Genomic DNA, 16716 nt, shown 5'->3' on the forward strand with positions numbered 1-16716 from the left:
CCGGAGCATGTGACTTTGGCCGGGGCGCCCGCGGCGACGGGGCGGGGGGCCGCACCGGAACACGGCCCCCGCCCCCTCAGGCGTCCGGCCGGACCACCCCGAGGATCTCCATCGACGCCGCCGGCGCCACCGTCACCGAGCGGCCGGGGCGCGGGGCGTGGATCATCTCGCCGTCGCCGAGGTAGAGGGAGACGTGGGTGGCGTCGGCGTTGTAGATGATCAGGTCACCGGGGCGCATGTCCTCGACCGGGACGCGGTGGAGCAGGCGCCACTGTTCCTGCGAGGTGCGCGGGATGGCCACTCCCGCGTCCAGCCAGGCCTGCGAGGTGAGGCCGGAGCAGTCGTACGAGTCGGGGCCCTCGGCACCCCAGACGTAGGGCTTGCCGAGCTGGCGGGTGGCGAAGGCGAGGGCCTTGCGGCCGGCGCTGTTTTCCCCGGTGTCGTCCCTGTCGTCCCTGTCGGCCTTGCCGGCCTTGTCGAGGACGCCCGTCTCCACCCACTTCGCCTGCGCCTCGTCGGCCTTCTCCTTGTCCAGCGCGGCCAGCCGGCGGCGCTGCTCCTCCGACAGCCGCGCCTCCGTGGCCTCGGCCGTGGCGATGCGCTTCTCGATGGTCTTGCGGTGGGCGGCCATCTTCTTCCGTTCGGACCGCAGTTCCCGCAACTCGTTGTCGGCGGACGCCCGCTGTTTCTCGAGTTTTCCGCGGGTCTCGGCCAGCGCGGTCAGCACGCGCTGTGTGGCCTGCTGCGCCTGGCGGGCCACGGAGGCGGTGTCCAGGGCGCGTTCGGGGTCGCCGGTGAGGACGAACTGTGCCTCGGCGGGCAGTCCGCCGCCCCGGTACTGGGCGCGGGCCGCCGCCCCGGCCAGCGAGGTGAGGCGGGTCAGCCGGGTCTCGGTGGCGGTCACCCGGGCGTCCAGCCCGCGGACGCGTTTCTTCTTCGCGGAGACCTTCTCGCCGGCGGCGTTGTACTTGTCCGTGGCGGCTTCGGCGTGGTGGTAGAGACGCTCGATACGGTCCCTCACCTCGGTGAGGGTGGCGGGCTCGGGCTCGGCCCGTGCGGGCGTCTGGACCGTCGCCGTCAGGGCGCAGGCCAGGGCGACGGCCGCGGCCGTCCGCCTGCCGGGTGCGCGCGGGGTCCGGGTCATCGGGGCCGGGGCTCCTTTCGTGTGACCCGCAGGGGATGCGGGGGCGGGGCATCCTCACAACGGGAGGCGAAGTGCCGCGGTTCAAGCGGCGGGTGAACCGGGCGCGGTGCGCTTCCCGTTGTGCTGCCGAGGGCGTCGGCCGGCCAAGGAGCGGTATGTTCACTCAGTTGTTGCTGCTCGCGCTGTGTCTCGGTCTCGGCGTCGGCTGCCTGCTGGGGGCGTTCAAGGCGGCCCTGACCGCCCTGGGGCTGTGGGCGCGCGGACTGCGCGTCATGGGCGTGGTCACCCACCGCCCGGCGGCCGATCCGCGCCCCGGCGGCCTGGTCCGCTTCTCCGATCACCTCGGCCGTGAACTCGTCCTCGACCCCGGCCGGTACGGGCCGCTGTGCGGGCTGCCCCCGGTCGGCGGGAACGTTCCGGTGGTCTACCGGCGGGAGCGGCCCACCGTGGCCCGGTTGTGGCACATGTGCCCTCTGCTGGCGCCGTCGTTCGGCTGGTTCCTCACCGCGACGCTGGCGTTCGGCACCGGGGTGGTGGTGGCGCGGTGACCGCGGGCGGACGTCCGGCGGGAGACGGCCGGCGCCTCCGGGAACTCGACGTCCTGCGCGGCTTCGCCCTCCTCGGCATCCTGCTGGTCAACGCGGAACTGATGGCCGGCCCGTACACGGTGTCCGGCGGCGGCCCCGGGGCGCCGGCCCCGGACCGGATCGCGGCCTGGCTGGTGTCCGCGCTGGTCGCCACCAAGTTCTCCCTGCTGTTCTCCTTCCTGTTCGGCTACGGCTTCGCCCTCCAGACGCGCTCCGCCCGGCACGCGGGCGCCGACTTCGCCCCCCGCCATCTGCGGCGCGCCCTCGGCCTGTTCGGCATCGGACTCGCCCACGCGGTGCTGCTGTACCCCGGCGACATCCTGACCACGTACGCCGTGCTGGCGCTGGTGCTGTACGGGCTGCGCGGACTCGCCCCGCGGACCGCTCTGCGCCTGGCGGCCGGCCTGGTCGCCGGGCTCGCGGCGCTGCTGCTCGGGTACGGGCTGCTGATCGTCGCCCTCACCGACCCGGCCACCGCGGGCGAGCACGCGCCCCGGGCCGCCGACGCCCTCGCCGCCCGTCGCGGCGGCCCCGCCCGGGTGCCGGCCGAGCACCTGCGGGAGCTGCCGTCGGCGTTCGCCACGGCCCTGCTGTACGCCCCGAACAAGCTGGCCGCGTTCCTGGCGGGGCTGGCCGCCGCGAAGACGTCACTGGTTCGGCGGCGCGGCCGGGACCGGGCCTGGCTGCGGCGGGTCGTCGTGCGGTGGCTGCCGGTCGGTCTGGCCGGCGGGGTGCTGTCCGCCTGCTGCACCAACGGCCCGCTGGACGACCGCTGGTTTCTGGCCGGGAAGGCGGTGGCGGTGCTGACCGGTCCGGCCCTCGCCGCCGCGTACGCGTGCGGGCTGCTCCTGCTGCTGGACGCGGTGCGCCCGGCGGCGGCCGGATTCCTGGCCGCCGCCGGGCGCATGGCGCTCACCCACTACCTCACCCAGTCGCTGGTCCTCGCCTGGGTCTTCACGGGCTACGGCCTCGGCCTGTACGACCGGGTCGGCAGCGCCGCCGTCCTGCTCGGCTGCCTCGCCCTGTACGCCGCCCAGCTCGCGCTGGGCGCCCGTCTGGCGGCGCGCACGCGGTACGGGCCGGCCGAGTGGCTGCTGCGCACCATCACCCTGGCGCGGCGTCCTGGCCGGCCGGAGCCGGCTTGTGGAAGCTCACGCCGCCCACAAGACGAGCCGCGGCCCGTTCCGTGATCGCCGCCGTCTCCGCCTTCGCCGCCGCCGAGATGGCGCCCGCGCCCGGCTCCTTGTACCAGGGGCGCAGCCGGATCAGCGCCGGTTTGACGCCCGTGGCCAGCAGGAGCGCGGTGCCCTTGGGCAGGGCGCGGATGCGGTCGGGCGGCAGCACGGACTCCTGCCGGTAGGAGTACGAACGGGACGTGCCCTCCTTGCCGCGGGAGATGGTCGGCGTCCGCACGTCGTGCTGGCCGACCAGGGTGGAGATCTTCTGCACGAAGTCCGCGTCGTCCAGGCCCGCGCCGAGGAGTTTGACGGTGGCCGCGCTCCACAGCGCGTCCATCCCGATCTCGCCCCACACCCGCGCGCCCTGCCGGTAACTCTGGAGCAGTGTCACGACGTTGATGCCGCGGGAACCGAAGTGCGAGTACAGGTCGGGCAGGTCGGAGATGCGGCACACGTTGGCCGCCTCGTCGAGGACCGCGGTCAGCGGCGGGTCGAGCCGGCCGCCCATCCGCTCGGCGGCCACCACGCCCGCCCGCAGCGTCGTGTCGGCGAGACCCGCGATGACCCCGGCCGCGGAGCCGCCGCCGTCCTTGGACAGCAGGTACAGGGTGTCCGCGCCGAGTACGTGCCGGTCCGGACGGAATTCCGGCAGGTGCGGGTCGGGCGTCACCCAGGCGAGGATCTCCGGGTCGAGGAGGCAGGAGACGGTCTGCCGGGCCGTCTCGTAGATGCCGTCACGGGTTTCCACCGCGCCGCGGATGGTGCCCTGCAACTGCTCGGCCATCGCCACGAGTCCGGCGTCGCGGAGCAGGTCGATCGGGGTGCGGTCGGCCGGGTCGGCGAGCCAGCCCAGCAGGTCCTGCACCGAGGCACGGCCGCGGGCGGCGGCCAGGAACAGGGCGGTGAGGGTGTTCTGGGCGGCGGAGATCCAGAAGTCCTTCTTCGTGGTGTCGTCGTTGACGGACGCCACGAAGTGGCCCGCGAGCCGCCGGGCGCCCTCGATGGTGTGGCACTCGCCGAGCAGGTTCCACCACATGCCGCGCGGGGTGTGGGCGATGCCCTGCGGGTCGAACGTCCACACCGTGCCGGCCTTCTCCCGCTCGGCGCGGGTCACCGCGTACACGTCGGACTTGTTCGAGGTGAGCAGCACCGCGCCCTGGGCGCGCAGGACGCGGGGCACGGCGATCCCGGTGGACTTGCCCGCCCGGGGCGCCATCAGGTCCAGCTCCACGTCCTCGTAACTGCTGCGCAGCTCCGGACCGTCGGGCATCAGGTCGCCGAGGAGGTTGCCTGTCTCGTCGGGGTGCACCCGGGCGCGGCCCTCGAGCGTGGGACGCAGCTCGCGGGCGCGGGACTCGATGCCCTTCGGGCACATCGCGGCCAGTTCGCGCCGCCCGGCCAGACCCTTCTGGCGGCCGGCCCGCCCCAGCAGGTACCGCGTCCCGAGCGCGACGGGGATCGCCAGGAGCGCGAGGAGCGCCAGCATCCCGCCGTACACGGCGGGCGCCGGAACCCCCGGCCACGGCCCCGCCGCCCCGGAGGAGACCAGCTCGCCCACCGTGGACAGGGCGAACGGCGGGGCGTCCCAGCCGTGCCCGGTGACACCGGCACCGAGGGTGCCGCCGGCCCAGACGAAGGTGAACAGGGCCAGGACCGTGGCGGCGATGCCCACCACGGCCCAGGACATCATCGCGTGGTGGTCGCCGCCCGAAGGGCTGCCGCCGCTCATGCCGTCCACCTCCCCGGGCCGCCGGGACGCGACGGTCCGTCGGGATGCGACGGACCGGCCGGGTCGTCGCCGAGGAGCGGCAGCGCGCCCGCCTCGGCGGCCTGCCGGACCTGAGCGGTGACCTGTGCCACCGCCTGCTCGACGGTCTGCCCGGCGACCTGCTCGTTGGGTGTCCAGCGGAGGTTGGTGTTGTGCAGGCGGCGTTCCGCGTCGGTGATGGCGACCTTGATGGGGATGCCGGGCCGGCCGCCGACCTTGATGAGGAAGCGGCCCCGGCCGGGCGGCTCCTCGTGCTCGCCGGAGACGCCCCAGCCGGGCGGCGACGACCAGGACGAGACCAGGTCGATCTCGCGCCGGGACAGCCCCACCACCTTGCCCAGCTCCTCCATCTCGGTCTTCGGCAGCCCGGCGCACACCACCATGCCGGCCCGCTCGACGAAACCGCGGGCCTTGGCCCGGTCGGAGTCGGTGCCCAGTGCCTCGGCGTCCTTCAGGGTGTGGGTGATCTTGGCGTCGCCGAGGCCGAGGGACCGGTTGAGGCGGGTGAGCGCGTCGATGCGGTCGACGATGCCGGAGGCGGCGCGCAGCGGACGCCACAGCTCGTCGAGCACGGTGAAGAACCAGCGCCGCGGCGCCAGTCCCGCGTCCGCGAGGGCGTGCGAGGCGGCCACCGTGCCGAGCCCGTCGGACCAGGCGGCGAGCATCGCCGCCGCGGTCAGCTGGGTGTCGGCCTCGCCGATGCCGGAGATGTCGATGCACACGGCGGGCGAGTTCGGGTCGATCCGGGTGGACGTCGGGGAGGCGAAGGTGTCGCCGAGGGGGCCGTCGAGGATGCCGAGCAGGGAACGGTGCAGCGGGTCGACGGCGTCCCGGTAGCGGGTGTCGGAGCCGCGGTCGAGGGTGACGGCACGCACCCGGTCGGGGCCCTCGACGAGGACCCGCAGCAGGTCGGGCAGGAGCGGAGCCCGCCCGGCCGGAGTGCGTTCGCGCAGATGGTGCAGCACCGCCGACAGCACGGACTGCTCGTGGTCGTCCATCGGGCGCCCGCGCACGATGGTGATCAGGGCGGCCACCATGTTCAGCACCCGGCCGTGCGTCTCGGCCTTCAGCACCTCGCCGGACTCGCCGCCGATCCTGCTCGCCGCCGCGCCCATGGCGCCCGGGTCGAGGACGTTGATGCCGCCCCGGCCGCGGCCGATGGAGATCACCTGGCCGCCGAGCGCCCGCACCGTGTCGGCGTAGTCCGGCTTGAGGTCGCCGAGGACCAGCGGGACGACACCGGTCGAGGCCAGCCCGATCAGCATCCGGTTGACCAGCGTGGACTTGCCCAGGCCGGGCATGCCCAGCATGAACAGCGACGGGTTGGAGATGTAGCGGGCCCGGGTGAACCAGTTCAGCGGGTCGCCGCAGACCGTGGCACCGGTGTACAGGTGCTGGCCCAGCGGCACCCCGGTCATCGGCGAGCCGGACCCGGCGGCGAACGGCCACATGCCGCAGGCCTGCACGGTGGTCGCCCGCCACATGGTGGGCGGGTCGAGATAGCCGACGCGCCCGCCGCCGACCCCGTACCAGCCGCGCGGCGGGATGTACGGCTCCCGGGCGCGGGGCGGCGACTTCCGCGACCCCGTCCCGCCGGTCCGCTGCTCCGTGCGCAGCGGACCCGCCGCCCAGGACGGGTCGTACGGGCCCTGTCCGGCCGCCAGCGCGGCGCGGGCCCGCTCCTCGGCGAGCTGGTCGGCGCGCTCCGCCCGGCGTTCCTCGCTGCGACGGCTCACAGCGCCTCCTGGAGTTCGTGCGGGACGAGGGTCTGCTCCCAGGGGAGGATCCCGGTGGGCAGGGTGCAGCTGAACGCGGCCGCCTGCATCCGGTCCGCGGGCCGCATCAGCACACGCGATCCCGCCGTCAGGTTGCGCACCGCCACGTTCGCGTCGGCCAGTTCGGAGACGTCGTCGACGGTGACGGTCAGCATCAGCGAGAACTCGACGAGGCCGGCGCCCGACGCCTCCTCGGCCGCGGTCTGTTCCGCCGCGCGCATCTCCGAGGCGGCGCGGGCCTGCACCATGCCGCGGCCGGAGGTGGCCATGAACTGGGCGCTGCGCCGGTCGGCCTCGACGATGCGGGCCGACGTGGCCGGGTCGATGGGCCGGTAGACCAGTGCGACCCGCTTGCGGCGGGTGCCGGGAGCCGCCTCCAGCATGCCGCGCAGCACCGAGGACCGGACGGTGCCGCGCGGGGCCAGCGTCATCAGCCAGGTGCGGGACACGCCCGAGTCGTGCTGGTAGCTGTTCACCGTCTCGACGGTGGCGGTGGGGCCGGCGTCCTCCCACTCCAGGCCCGTACCACCGTGCTGGGCGCGGGCGTCGAGGACGTCGGCGGACACGGCCGGGTCGTAGGCGACCCGGACCACCTCGGCGATCCGCTCCGCCGACAGCGGGTACGCGGCCCCGCCGCCCGCCGCGACGAGCCCGCTGAGCAGGCCCGGGACCCGGATGGCCAGGTCGGCGACGACGTCCTCCTTCTTGCGCCTCTGGCCGGCCGGGACGCCGTAGGTGAGCGTGATGTAGGTGTGCATCTCGGAGGAGGCGGTCGGGTAGCGCTCCACGACCTCCTCCATCACGGCACGGGCGGCGTCCGGCGCGTCGGTGTGGATGCGGGGCAGCACCTCGTGGGAGAGCCGGGTGCCCGGGTCGGGCGCGGTCTCCACGATCACGGAGGCGCCCCGCAGGCTGGGCTCGTGGGACAGCCGGGCCAGCCACTCGCCCCACAGCGCCACCCACACGTCGACCTGGTCCGGGTCGACGAGCGAACCGCCGTCGGGGTCGCAGCCCAGGACGATCGTGTACAGGTTGCGCGCCGGGTGGTGCAGCACGCCGAACGGCCGGTCGTAGGCGTCGCGGCCCTCGGTCGCGGTGACCTTGTTCAGCAGACCCGGCGGACGGAACCGGCCGCCCGGCCGGAGCGACAGCGGCCCCGAGACGTACAGGTGCGCGCCCTTGGACTTGCGCTGCCGCCAGCCGATCCGCAGCGCCATCAACTGGTAGACGTTGCGGCCGTCCTGGGTGCGGATGGCCAGCGGCACCAGGAACACGACGACCGGTACGAGCACGACCAGCGCGGCGTACAGCGAGATCAGCGACGCGAGGAGGGTGACGACGAGCCCGCCGAAGACGCCGAAGGTGCCGACGAGCCCGAGGGGCCCGAGCCCCGCTCGCCGTGGCCGGCGCCAGTTCCCGTAGGTCGGATGGGAGGCGGCTTGTGCGCTCATGAGGGTCTGAACTCCTTTCGAGGAGTGGGGAGTCGAGTAGGGGGTGGGGGAGTGGCGCGGGACGGCGGCGGGAGCGGAGACCGAAGCGGAGACCGAAGCGGAGGTCGAAGTAGAGACCGAAGCGGAGGCCGAAGCGGACGGGACCGCCGGACTCCCTCGGGGGGTCGGGGGAGTCCGGCGGTCGTTCGGAGGGCGGGCGGCGGGGCCGGCCCTACGGCGACACCGGCCCTGGGGTCAGGGGTTGTGCCCCTGGTCGCCGTCGGCGCCGTCCACCGCGCCCGCGGCGGTACGGGTCGCGATCCCGGCCGCGGTGATCACCGCACCGGCGACCATCCCGGCGGGCCCGGCCGCGGCGGCCGCCTTGCTCAGCGCACCGGAGGCTCCGGCTCCCGCGCCGGCTCCGCCTCCACCGGCCCCCGAGGGGCCACCGCTGCCGGAACCTCCGCCGCCCGCGCCCACGCCCTTCGTGCCCATGGCACCGCTGGGGCCGCTCTTGCCGGAGGACCCGGACGACCCGCCCGACCCGGCGGAGCCGCCGTCGCCCGACCGGGACGAACCGGACGGGCCGGACGGGCCGGTCCGTCCGCCACTGCCACTGCCACTGCCACCCGCGATCGAGCGGGCGCCGGAGGCCACGGTGCCGCCCACCGCCGACATGGCGCCGCTCTCGGCGCCCGATCCGCCGAGAGCGGCGGTGGCGGGCATGACGAGCCGCAGCAGGGCGGGCAGCGAGACCGCGGAGAGCAGCATGATGCCGATGCCCGCGATGCGTTCGTGGATGCTGACCTCGCTGTTGTCCGAGGAGATCATCACCGAGCCCGCGTACATCACGAGGGCCGCGGCCGGTTTGTACAGCAGCCAGGCGATCATCCAGCCGATGTGCTTGCGCCACCAGCCGGCCCCCCAGTCCGTCATGGAGGCGGCGGCGGCGATCGGGAGGGTGCCCAGCAGCAGGATCATGACGCCCAGCCGGATGTAGAGCAGGATCGTCTGGATGATGCCGGCGATGAGCAGCAGGAAGGCGAGCACCATCAGCAGGAAGGCCTGCAGGGTGCTGCCGGAGGTGCAGCGGCCGATGTGCGCCAGCTGCGCCTCCGCTCCCGCGTCGAACAGGTATTGCGCGTATCTGTCCGACAGCCCGGCCGCCGCGGTCAGGACCGTCGTGGCGGCCGCCGAGACGAAGACGACCCGGAGGATGCCCTTGAGGGCGGTCTTGCCGGCGTCCCCGCGCCGTTCGATCGCCATCCGGGCGGAGGCGAACAGCAGCGAGCCGACCGCCAGGTAGACCACGACCCACTGCGAGGCGTTGTTGATGGCCGTGGTCGGATTGCTGCCCGTCGCCCCGGAACTTTTCTCCCAGGTCAGGGTCGGGATGGAGGTGACCAGGGACCCGTACACCTGGATCGCGGCGCCCAGGACGAAGTCCGCGACCGCTTCCATGATGGTTCCGATGGGGTTGCCCAGGAACTTGAAGAATCCCACCAGGGCGTCCAGTACGGGGACCCCTGAACTGTTGCACGAGGCCATGTCAGGTCTCCCACAGAAGGTAACCGTTGGTGTTCTGCACCGGGCTCAGGGTGGAGTACAGGCTGCCGTCGCCGAAGGGCAGGATCTTCCAGTCCCCCTCCTCCCAGCGCAGGTTGACGGTGGTCCCGGTGAAGCCGTCGCTGCCGCGCATGAGCAGGTTCACACTCGCCGCGCTCTTCGTGTACGAGCGCACCGAGAAGCCGACGTAGGAGGCGACGGACGCCTGGTCCACCTCCTCGGACGGGGCGTCCTCGATGGTGCGGCGCGTGAAGACGAACATGTCCCGCGCCAGGCCCGGCACCAGTTGCCGCTCCGCCACCGTCTCCCAGTCCGCCATGCCCATCTGGGACGTGATGACATGGGCGGCCAGCACGGCACCGGTGGCAGTGTGGGCGAAACACCACCAGGGCGTGCCCCCGGTCCGCACCGGTCCGGCCGTCGGGGAGACGGGCACGCGCACGGCGCCGATCATGCGCCAGGTGACGTCCTTCGGCGCGGCCTCGGGGCGGGCGGCACCTGCGCTGTCGTCCGTACGGCAGTCACCGGGCCGGCCGTGCGCGGCGACCGGTTCGCGGCCGGCCGCCGGGGCGCGGGCCGAGCCGTCGCCGCCGGAGGTCAGCGCCACGAGCCCGCCCAGGACCACCGCGCCGGCGAGGAACCCGGCCGACAGCTGCCAGCCGCGCTGACGCCAGTACGGGCCGGACACCTCGGGCTGCCGCTGCCTGCGTGTGAACATCTCGGACGACCGCCGGTCAGTTGAAGACGAAGGAGATCAGCGGACCCGCGGTGGCCACCAGGACACAGCCGCCGAGCACCATGCCGAGCCGGCTCATGTGCTCCGAACTCTCGCCCCGCTTGAGGGAGATGGCCATCATCGCGCCGGTGACCAGCACCCCGGCCACACCGGCGGCGGTTCCGCCCCAGGCGGCTATGCCGAGCACGGTGTTGACCTTCTCGGTCAGCTCCTCCGGGGCCTCCCGGCCGGGGTCCGGCACGTCGGAGGCGAGGAAGACCGATGCCTTGAGGAGGAGTGAGGAGGACATGGAGATCTCCGGAGAGTCGGTGCCCGAGCCCGGTGGGGTGGGCAGGTGATGAGGGGTGGGAAGGGTGGAGCTGGTCTGGATGTGATGCGGTTCTGGGGGTGGTGCGGGCCTGGATGTGGAGCTGGTCTGGATGTGGTGCGGGCCAGGATGTGGTGCGGGTCAGGAGGGGCGTCGGTCAGAGGCGGTGCCTGTCGGTCGGAGGTGGCGCCGCTATTCCGGCGCGTGGAGCGACAGGTCGCCGAGGAACGCGACGAGCGGACCGGCGCAGGTGGCGATCAGCGCGGCGAGGACGACGAAGAAGACACCGCGGAAGTGCTCCCCGCCCTCGCCCGGATCGCCGCGGCGCAGCTGGAGGGACATGTTGATGCCGATGATGATCAGACCGGCGACCCCGGCGGCCGAGGCGCACCAGGCGAGAAGACGGAGGATCGTCATCGCGCCACCGCCGATGTTCGGGTCGAACGCGTCGACCGCGAGGTGGCTCTGGAACAGCAGTCGGTTCATGAGGCGGTACTTCCTCGGTGGACGTCGGTTCCCACCAACTGGGCGAGTGCGCCGATCTTCCGGGGCAGCGAGCGCGGCCGGCCGCCCACGCGCCAGGCCGGTATCCACGGCACCCGGTGGACGTGGACGACGGAGCGGATGACCCGGATGCGGCGCAGCAGGCTGAGCGGCAGCCGGTTCGGGGCGTCGGCGACGAGGACCACGGCCACCAGGTCGAGGCCCTGCGGGGCCTTGCCCTCGTGCAGTGCGCCCAGTGCCTGCGACACGGCTCTGATGCCCTGCGCGCTGGTCCGGCCGACGATCACGATCCGGCGGGGTTCGCCCTTCGCGGGCTCCGGCCAGCGGGCGCCCACGTCCACGCCGCCGAGGAGCTCGCACAGCGAGGTCGCGCCGGCGCCGCCGTGCGCCTTGACCCACCCGATCTCGTCCGGGGACTTGCCCCGCAGGGGCCTGCGCCGCTTGGGCTCGCCCCAGCCGACTTCGGCGGACCGGTCCGCGGCGGCCCGGCGTACGGATGCGGCCCCGGCGGAACCGGACGCCTTGGACGGGCCCGGCCGGGACTTCGGGACGCCGGGAGTCCCGGCCGGGCCGGGGGATGTGACCGGACCCGGGGTCCTGGGGGAGGCCGGAGGCGCGGTCCGGGACGCGGGCGCCGGTTCGGTCCGCTGCGCGGGGCGCGGGGCCGGGTGGGGCGCCGGGCGTGGCGCCGGGTGGGGGCGGGCCGCCGGTGAGGACTGCTGCCGTACCGGCTGGGCCGCGGCGGTGGCTGGGGCGGCGGGCGCGTGACCGGCCGCGGGACGGGGTGCCGTGCGGTCGGCGGCAGGCGGAGCCTGCACGGAGGCAGGCCGGGTGGCCGGCGGTTGCGCGGCCGGAGCCGGCCGGGTGGCGGGTTGCTGTGCGGGGGACGTACCGGCGCCCTGCCCCTCGGGGGCGGCCGTCTCCGTGCCGGGTCGCGGGCGGGCGGGTTTCGGTCCCCGTACCCAGCCCTTCGGGTCCGACGGCGTTGCCGAAGGAGTGCCCATGCGCTTCCTGCCCCCCTCTTGCCCTGTTCCTGTGCTGCTCTGGCTCATCTGCTTTCCACCGGTTTGAACTTCTTTGCGCCGGGCCGCGTTTGATCTACCGAGCCCGCCGGACAGCACAACGGGCCGACCGGCACAGCGGTTCAAGGTGAGGGGAAGAAGGCACGCGCCGATGAGCGCAGACTCGGAAGACAACGCATCGAACACCGTCCGCAACGTGGCAGCGGCCGGTGTCGGCTGCGGCTGTCTGATGTCGCCGGTGATCCTGGTGATCGGCGCGGTCGTCGTCATCGTCTTCGGCGGATTCGGCGTGCTGCTGGCGCCGCTGATCGCCCTGATCCTGCTGTTCGGCGGGGGTGGAGGCAGCGACTCCGCCAACGAGGCCATCGGCCACGAGATCGAGAACGTCTTCGGCGGCGACGGCAAGGAGGAGCTGGACGAGAACACCGTCCCGGACGAGCTGGTGGACAGCATCAAGGACGCCGGCGACCTGTGCTCGGACATCGGCCCGATCGTCATCGCGTCGCAGCTGGAGAACGCTTCCGGCTTCAACGCCGAGATGAAGGGCGCCAACGGCGAGAAGGGCATCTCCCAGCTGCCGCCCGAGATCTTCGAGGAGTACGGCGAGGACGACGACGACAACGACGAGGTCGACGCCATGGACACCGCCGACTCGATCATGGCGCAGGGCCGCTACATGTGTGACCTGGCCGAACAGGCGAAGAGCGCCATCGACGCCAAGACGGTCGAAGGGACCGTTCTGGACGTCACCCTGGCCGCCTACAGGATCGGCATGGACGCCGTCATCGAGGCCGGGGGCGTTCCGCAGTCGAACGACGCCGTCGGCTATGTGGCCGCCATCCGCGCCCAGTTCGCCAAGTACGCCGGTGTGGCCGCCCCGCCCGACGGCGCCACTCCGGGCGTCACCCCCAGCCCCGACGAGTCCGGCGGCCCGGACGAACCGGACGACTCCGAATTCGTGGACACCCGGACCGCGGATTCCGGTTCCGCCAGCGACGGGACTCCCGCCCCATGAGGAGGACAGCCATGACCCGCTTCGATGTGTACATCTCCGACGACGGGTTCGCCCGCATCGACCAGGAGCCCGTCGCCCCCGCACCGGGCGAGTCCGTGCACGAGGCCGTACTGGACCATTTGCAGCGGTACGCGGAGCGGTACGGCACCCCGGTGCAGGCGACCGTGACCGAGGGACCGGGCGACGTCCACTTCACCCTGGAGGTCGCGCCGGACGGATCGAGCCGGGTTCTTGCGCCGGAGGAACCCGAGGAGCCGAAGGAATCAGAGGAACCGGAGGTTCTGGAGGTTCCCGAAGGCCCGACGGACCCGGAGGTGTCCGAAAGCTCGACGGACCCGGAGGTGTCCGAAAGCCCGGAGGCTTCCGGGGGCCCGCGGGAATCGGCGGCACCCGAGGACTCCGAAGACCTGGAGGTCTCCGAGGCCCCGGCGCCTGTGCCGCATCCCGTGGCCGGGTCCGCCATCGCCGCGGCGGTCGCCCGCGCGCGGGCCACCGCCGCCGGCGACGCCGCGAACTCACCGGCCCGGATCAGCATCCCGGCCCAGGCCACGGCCCCCGAACCGGAGCTCGTACCAGGCCAGGAACCGGCCATGGAGCGGGAGGCGGAACCGTCCCCGTCCCTGTCCCCGGCCCCCGAGCCGGAACCGGAACCGGCATCCGGCCCACCCCCGGAGCCCACACGCAGGACCACACGGGGCGTCACCGAGGAACTGTCCGCCCCCGTAGCCGCCGTGGACCTGTCGCCCGAGCTGATCGAACGGATCACCCGGATCAACGCGTTGGCGGCCGTCGGCCGGCTGGACGAGGCGCTGGACGACGCGACCGCGCTGCGCGAGGCCATGACCGCCGAGATGGGCGCCGAACACCCCGACGCCCTGGAGGCGCGGGCGATGGAGGCGTACCTGGCGCACCTGCGCGGGGACCACCGGGAGGCCACGGTGCTGGCCCTGTCCGTGGCCCGCATCCTGTGCGGGGCCGGCGACCCGCAGGCGCCGGCGGCGGTGGCGAGGGCGGCAGCCGCGTGGCAACGGCTGGACGACGACCGGGCGGCGGAGATCCACGGCAACGAACTGCTGCACATGTGGGGCAGGTTGCACAGCGCCGGCCGCCTGTCCCCGGCGGACGAACACCTTGCCCACCAGGTCCGCATCCAGCTGGAGGACCTGACGGCCTACGTCTGACCGGCCCGTCGCACGCCGCCGCCGTGCAAACCGCCGTGCAAACCGCCGTACAAACCCGTCGTGCGGACCCGCTGCACAAACCCGTCGTGCAACCCGGTCGTACGACCCCGTTGTACGGCGCATGTATTCAACGTCAATGAAGCATCGAACGAGCGTCGAACACGCCTGGCAACACTCCACTCCGCCGGAGGTTCCGGCTCCCCGTCCCACGGCAGGGAGCCGGCCGTCCCAAGGAGCAGGAGCACACCATGAACGTGACGGTGATCGGATCGGCAAGCGCGGTGTCCCCCGAGGAACGGGCACTGAGGGACCTCTACCTGGAGCACGGCCCGGCCCTCTACACGTACGTGCTGCGCATGCTGAACGGGGACACCCACCGCACGGAGGACGTCATCCAGGAGACGCTGCTGCGCTGCTGGAACAAGCAGAACCTGGCGGACGGCGAGGGAATGGCCGTACGCCCCTGGATGTTCCGCGTCGCCCGCAACATCGTGATCGACGCACACCGTACGAAGATGGCCCGCCCGCTGGAGATAGGCGGCGCGACCTGGCTGACCGAACTGGGCGCCGAGGCCGACGACATCGAACGCATGCTGTCGTCCATCGTCCTGCACGACGCCCTCCAGGCCCTGACGCCCGCACACCGCGAGGTCCTGGAGGCCACCTTCTTCGCCGACCGCACCACCCAGCAGGCGGCCACCGCCCTCGGCGTCCCCCAGGGCACGGTGAAGTCCCGCGTCTACTACGCCCTGCGCAGCCTGAAAACAGCCCTGGAAGACCGGGGCATGCACTGACCGTGCTGCTTGACTGCTCCAGTGATCGAACTGGCGAGTATGGCGGCAGCAGCCGCGCTGACGGCCTGGCTGATGCGCCGGAAGGTGCGGCAGCGGGCGGACAACGCCGCTCAGGGTAGTGCGATCAGGGTTCCCTGCCTGATCAAGCACCCTTCGCATGAGGCCCGTTGGCTCCGGGGACGGATGCTGACAACCCCCACCGCGGTGGTCTGGGAACCTCGCACCAAAGCCGGTGCCGGGGTGGCGCTGCCGGCGGACCTGCGCCCGGTCGGCGTGCGATCGCCTTCGAGGCGCGAGGCGTGGAGGATCAACGGCAGGTCCAGAATCGTCGAGTGCGGCTCGGCCGAAGGCACCGTTCTCGTCGCCGTGATGCCGAACGAACTGGATCACGTCCTCACGGCCTTGAACAGCGCCGGAGCGGTCGAATAGCCCGACGGGTCCCGTCCGCGGGAGGAGCCCGGCTCTCCCGGTGCGCGCTCGGCATCAGGCCGTGTGCCAAAGGAAGCGGGAGCGCACACCGGTCCGGCCTCCTGGATCGCTCAAGCGCACGAATGGACGCAGAATGCGGTAAATGGTTCCCATCCGTCGGCGTGGGCCGTGGAGGAGTGACTGGCGTGCTTGAGGTCCCGCTTTGGCTGTGGGGGGCGTTCGCCGCGACCGTGGTGGTGTCGCTGACGGTGGACCTGCTGGCCCATCGCACCGCGCACGTCATCGGCTTCAAGGAAGCCGGCGCCTGGAGCGCCCTGTGGGTGGGCCTCGCCCTGACCTTCGGTGCGGTCGTCTTCCTGGTCCTCGGTGCGACGGCGGGCACGGAATACATCACCGCATGGCTCCTGGAGAAGAGCCTGTCGGTCGACAATCTCTTCGTCTTCGCCGTGATCTTCGCGTACTTCAAGGTGCCCCGCGCCTACCAGCACCGTGTGCTGTTCTTCGGTGTCATGGGAGCCCTGGTCTTCCGCGGGATCTTCCTCTCCCTCGGCGTCGCCGTGGTCAGCCGCTTCACCGCCGTGCTCTTCGCCTTCGCCGCCGTCCTCTTCTACAGCGCCTACAAGCTCCTCAAGGACGAGGAGGAGAGCTTCGACCCGGGCAGCAACTTCGCCGTACGGCTGCTCCGCAAGATCATGCCGGTCCGCGACGAGTACGCCGGCGCGAAGTTCTTCGTCAAGGAAGCCGGCAGGCGCGTGGCCACCCCGCTCCTGGCAGTGGTGGCCGCCATCGAGGCAGCCGATCTGATCTTCGCCGTTGACAGCGTTCCCGCCGTTCTCGCTGTCAGCGACGACGCCTTCATCGTCTACACCAGCAACGCGTTCGCCATTCTCGGTCTGCGGGCCCTCTATTTCCTGCTCGCAGGGCTTTTGGACCGGTTCCACTACCTGAGCAAGGGCCTCGCGATCATCCTCGCCTTCATCGGCGTCAAGCTCGTCCTGCAGGCGTCCCACAAGACGATCAGCACCAGCGTCCCCGAGATCCCCTCACCGGTCAGCCTCGCGGTCATCGTCGTCGTCCTGGCCGGTTCCGTAGCCCTCAGCCTGCTCCGGCCCGCCCCACCCCACCCGGTGCCCGGAGGTCCGAACGAGAAGGCGGCCTCGCCGCCGGAGTCGTCAACCACCGAGAACCCCGGCTCGGACGGAGGCGCACATACCGAGCAGGACCAGGACGGGAAAGATCCGCCCCGACCGGCGGGCTGATCAATGCCGGAGAACGCGTGC

The 16716-nt window shown here is 72.8% G+C and carries 16 protein-coding genes; 7 read left to right on the forward strand and 9 right to left on the reverse strand.

Features of this window, described 5'->3' with window-relative positions; translation table 11 throughout:
• Nucleotides 1-76 precede the first annotated feature (76 nt).
• Nucleotides 77-1144 (reverse strand): NlpC/P60 family protein, encoded by a 1068-nt coding sequence (locus OHB56_RS22925; protein WP_406355370.1) that lies wholly within the window; start codon nucleotides 1142-1144, stop codon nucleotides 77-79.
• A gap of 155 nt (nucleotides 1145-1299) precedes the next feature.
• On the opposite strand from OHB56_RS22925, the gene OHB56_RS22930 reads away from it, so the two are divergent.
• Both OHB56_RS22930 and OHB56_RS22935 read left to right on the forward strand, forming a co-directional pair.
• Entirely contained in the window at nucleotides 1300-1692 is a 393-nt protein-coding gene (locus OHB56_RS22930) for a hypothetical protein (protein WP_406355372.1), read from the forward strand.
• Nucleotides 1689-2921 (forward strand): DUF418 domain-containing protein, encoded by a 1233-nt coding sequence (locus OHB56_RS22935; protein ID WP_326753927.1) that lies wholly within the window; start codon nucleotides 1689-1691, stop codon nucleotides 2919-2921. Before OHB56_RS22930 ends, OHB56_RS22935 begins: the two co-directional genes overlap by 4 nt.
• Here the strand turns inward: OHB56_RS22935 and OHB56_RS22940 are convergent.
• The 8 genes from OHB56_RS22940 to OHB56_RS22975 all read right to left on the reverse strand — a co-directional run bounded on the left by OHB56_RS22940 (nucleotide 2836) and on the right by OHB56_RS22975 (nucleotide 11813).
• Nucleotides 2836-4638 carry a type IV secretory system conjugative DNA transfer family protein gene (locus tag OHB56_RS22940; RefSeq protein ID WP_406355374.1) on the reverse strand — a complete coding sequence of 601 codons (1803 nt, stop codon included), beginning with the start codon at nucleotides 4636-4638 and terminating at the stop codon, nucleotides 2836-2838. The two genes, OHB56_RS22935 and OHB56_RS22940, sit on opposite strands and share 86 nt — an antisense overlap.
• Entirely contained in the window at nucleotides 4635-6413 is a 1779-nt protein-coding gene (locus tag OHB56_RS22945) for an ATP/GTP-binding protein (RefSeq protein WP_406355376.1), read from the reverse strand. Before OHB56_RS22945 ends, OHB56_RS22940 begins: the two co-directional genes overlap by 4 nt.
• Nucleotides 6410-7903 (reverse strand): SCO6880 family protein, encoded by a 1494-nt coding sequence (locus OHB56_RS22950; RefSeq protein WP_406355378.1) that lies wholly within the window; start codon nucleotides 7901-7903, stop codon nucleotides 6410-6412. Before OHB56_RS22950 ends, OHB56_RS22945 begins: the two co-directional genes overlap by 4 nt.
• Nucleotides 7904-8137: 234 nt before the next feature.
• Nucleotides 8138-9430: a hypothetical protein gene (locus OHB56_RS22955; protein ID WP_406355380.1), complete on the reverse strand. Its 1293-nt coding sequence runs from the start codon at nucleotides 9428-9430 to the stop codon at nucleotides 8138-8140.
• A 1-nt stretch (nucleotide 9431) separates the two neighbouring features.
• A complete protein-coding gene (locus OHB56_RS22960; RefSeq protein WP_406355382.1) occupies nucleotides 9432-10166 on the reverse strand; it encodes a hypothetical protein in 735 nt (244 codons plus the stop codon).
• 16 nt (nucleotides 10167-10182) lie between these two features.
• Nucleotides 10183-10473 (reverse strand): hypothetical protein, encoded by a 291-nt coding sequence (locus OHB56_RS22965; RefSeq protein WP_360045027.1) that lies wholly within the window; start codon nucleotides 10471-10473, stop codon nucleotides 10183-10185.
• Between the two features lie 210 nt (nucleotides 10474-10683).
• Nucleotides 10684-10977 (reverse strand): hypothetical protein, encoded by a 294-nt coding sequence (locus OHB56_RS22970; RefSeq protein WP_055631261.1) that lies wholly within the window; start codon nucleotides 10975-10977, stop codon nucleotides 10684-10686.
• Nucleotides 10974-11813 (reverse strand): hypothetical protein, encoded by an 840-nt coding sequence (locus OHB56_RS22975; protein ID WP_406355384.1) that lies wholly within the window; start codon nucleotides 11811-11813, stop codon nucleotides 10974-10976. The genes OHB56_RS22970 and OHB56_RS22975 overlap by 4 nt, the downstream gene beginning before the upstream one ends.
• Nucleotides 11814-12168: 355 nt before the next feature.
• On the opposite strand from OHB56_RS22975, the gene OHB56_RS22980 reads away from it, so the two are divergent.
• The 5 genes from OHB56_RS22980 to OHB56_RS23000 all read left to right on the forward strand — a co-directional run bounded on the left by OHB56_RS22980 (nucleotide 12169) and on the right by OHB56_RS23000 (nucleotide 16695).
• Nucleotides 12169-13032 (forward strand): lytic transglycosylase domain-containing protein, encoded by an 864-nt coding sequence (locus tag OHB56_RS22980; protein WP_406355386.1) that lies wholly within the window; start codon nucleotides 12169-12171, stop codon nucleotides 13030-13032.
• A gap of 11 nt (nucleotides 13033-13043) precedes the next feature.
• Entirely contained in the window at nucleotides 13044-14213 is a 1170-nt protein-coding gene (locus tag OHB56_RS22985) for a tetratricopeptide repeat protein (RefSeq protein WP_406355388.1), read from the forward strand.
• Between the two features lie 248 nt (nucleotides 14214-14461).
• Nucleotides 14462-15007: a sigma-70 family RNA polymerase sigma factor gene (locus tag OHB56_RS22990; RefSeq protein WP_406355390.1), complete on the forward strand. Its 546-nt coding sequence runs from the start codon at nucleotides 14462-14464 to the stop codon at nucleotides 15005-15007.
• Nucleotides 15008-15028: 21 nt separating this feature from the next.
• Entirely contained in the window at nucleotides 15029-15436 is a 408-nt protein-coding gene (locus OHB56_RS22995; protein WP_326753937.1) for a hypothetical protein, read from the forward strand.
• A 185-nt stretch (nucleotides 15437-15621) separates the two neighbouring features.
• A complete protein-coding gene (locus tag OHB56_RS23000; protein WP_406355392.1) occupies nucleotides 15622-16695 on the forward strand; it encodes a TerC family protein in 1074 nt (357 codons plus the stop codon).
• Nucleotides 16696-16716: the final 21 nt, after the last annotated feature.

The sequence above is a fragment of the Streptomyces sp. NBC_01635 genome, assembly GCF_045209715.1.
GTDB lineage: Bacteria > Actinomycetota > Actinomycetes > Streptomycetales > Streptomycetaceae > Streptomyces > Streptomyces hirsutus.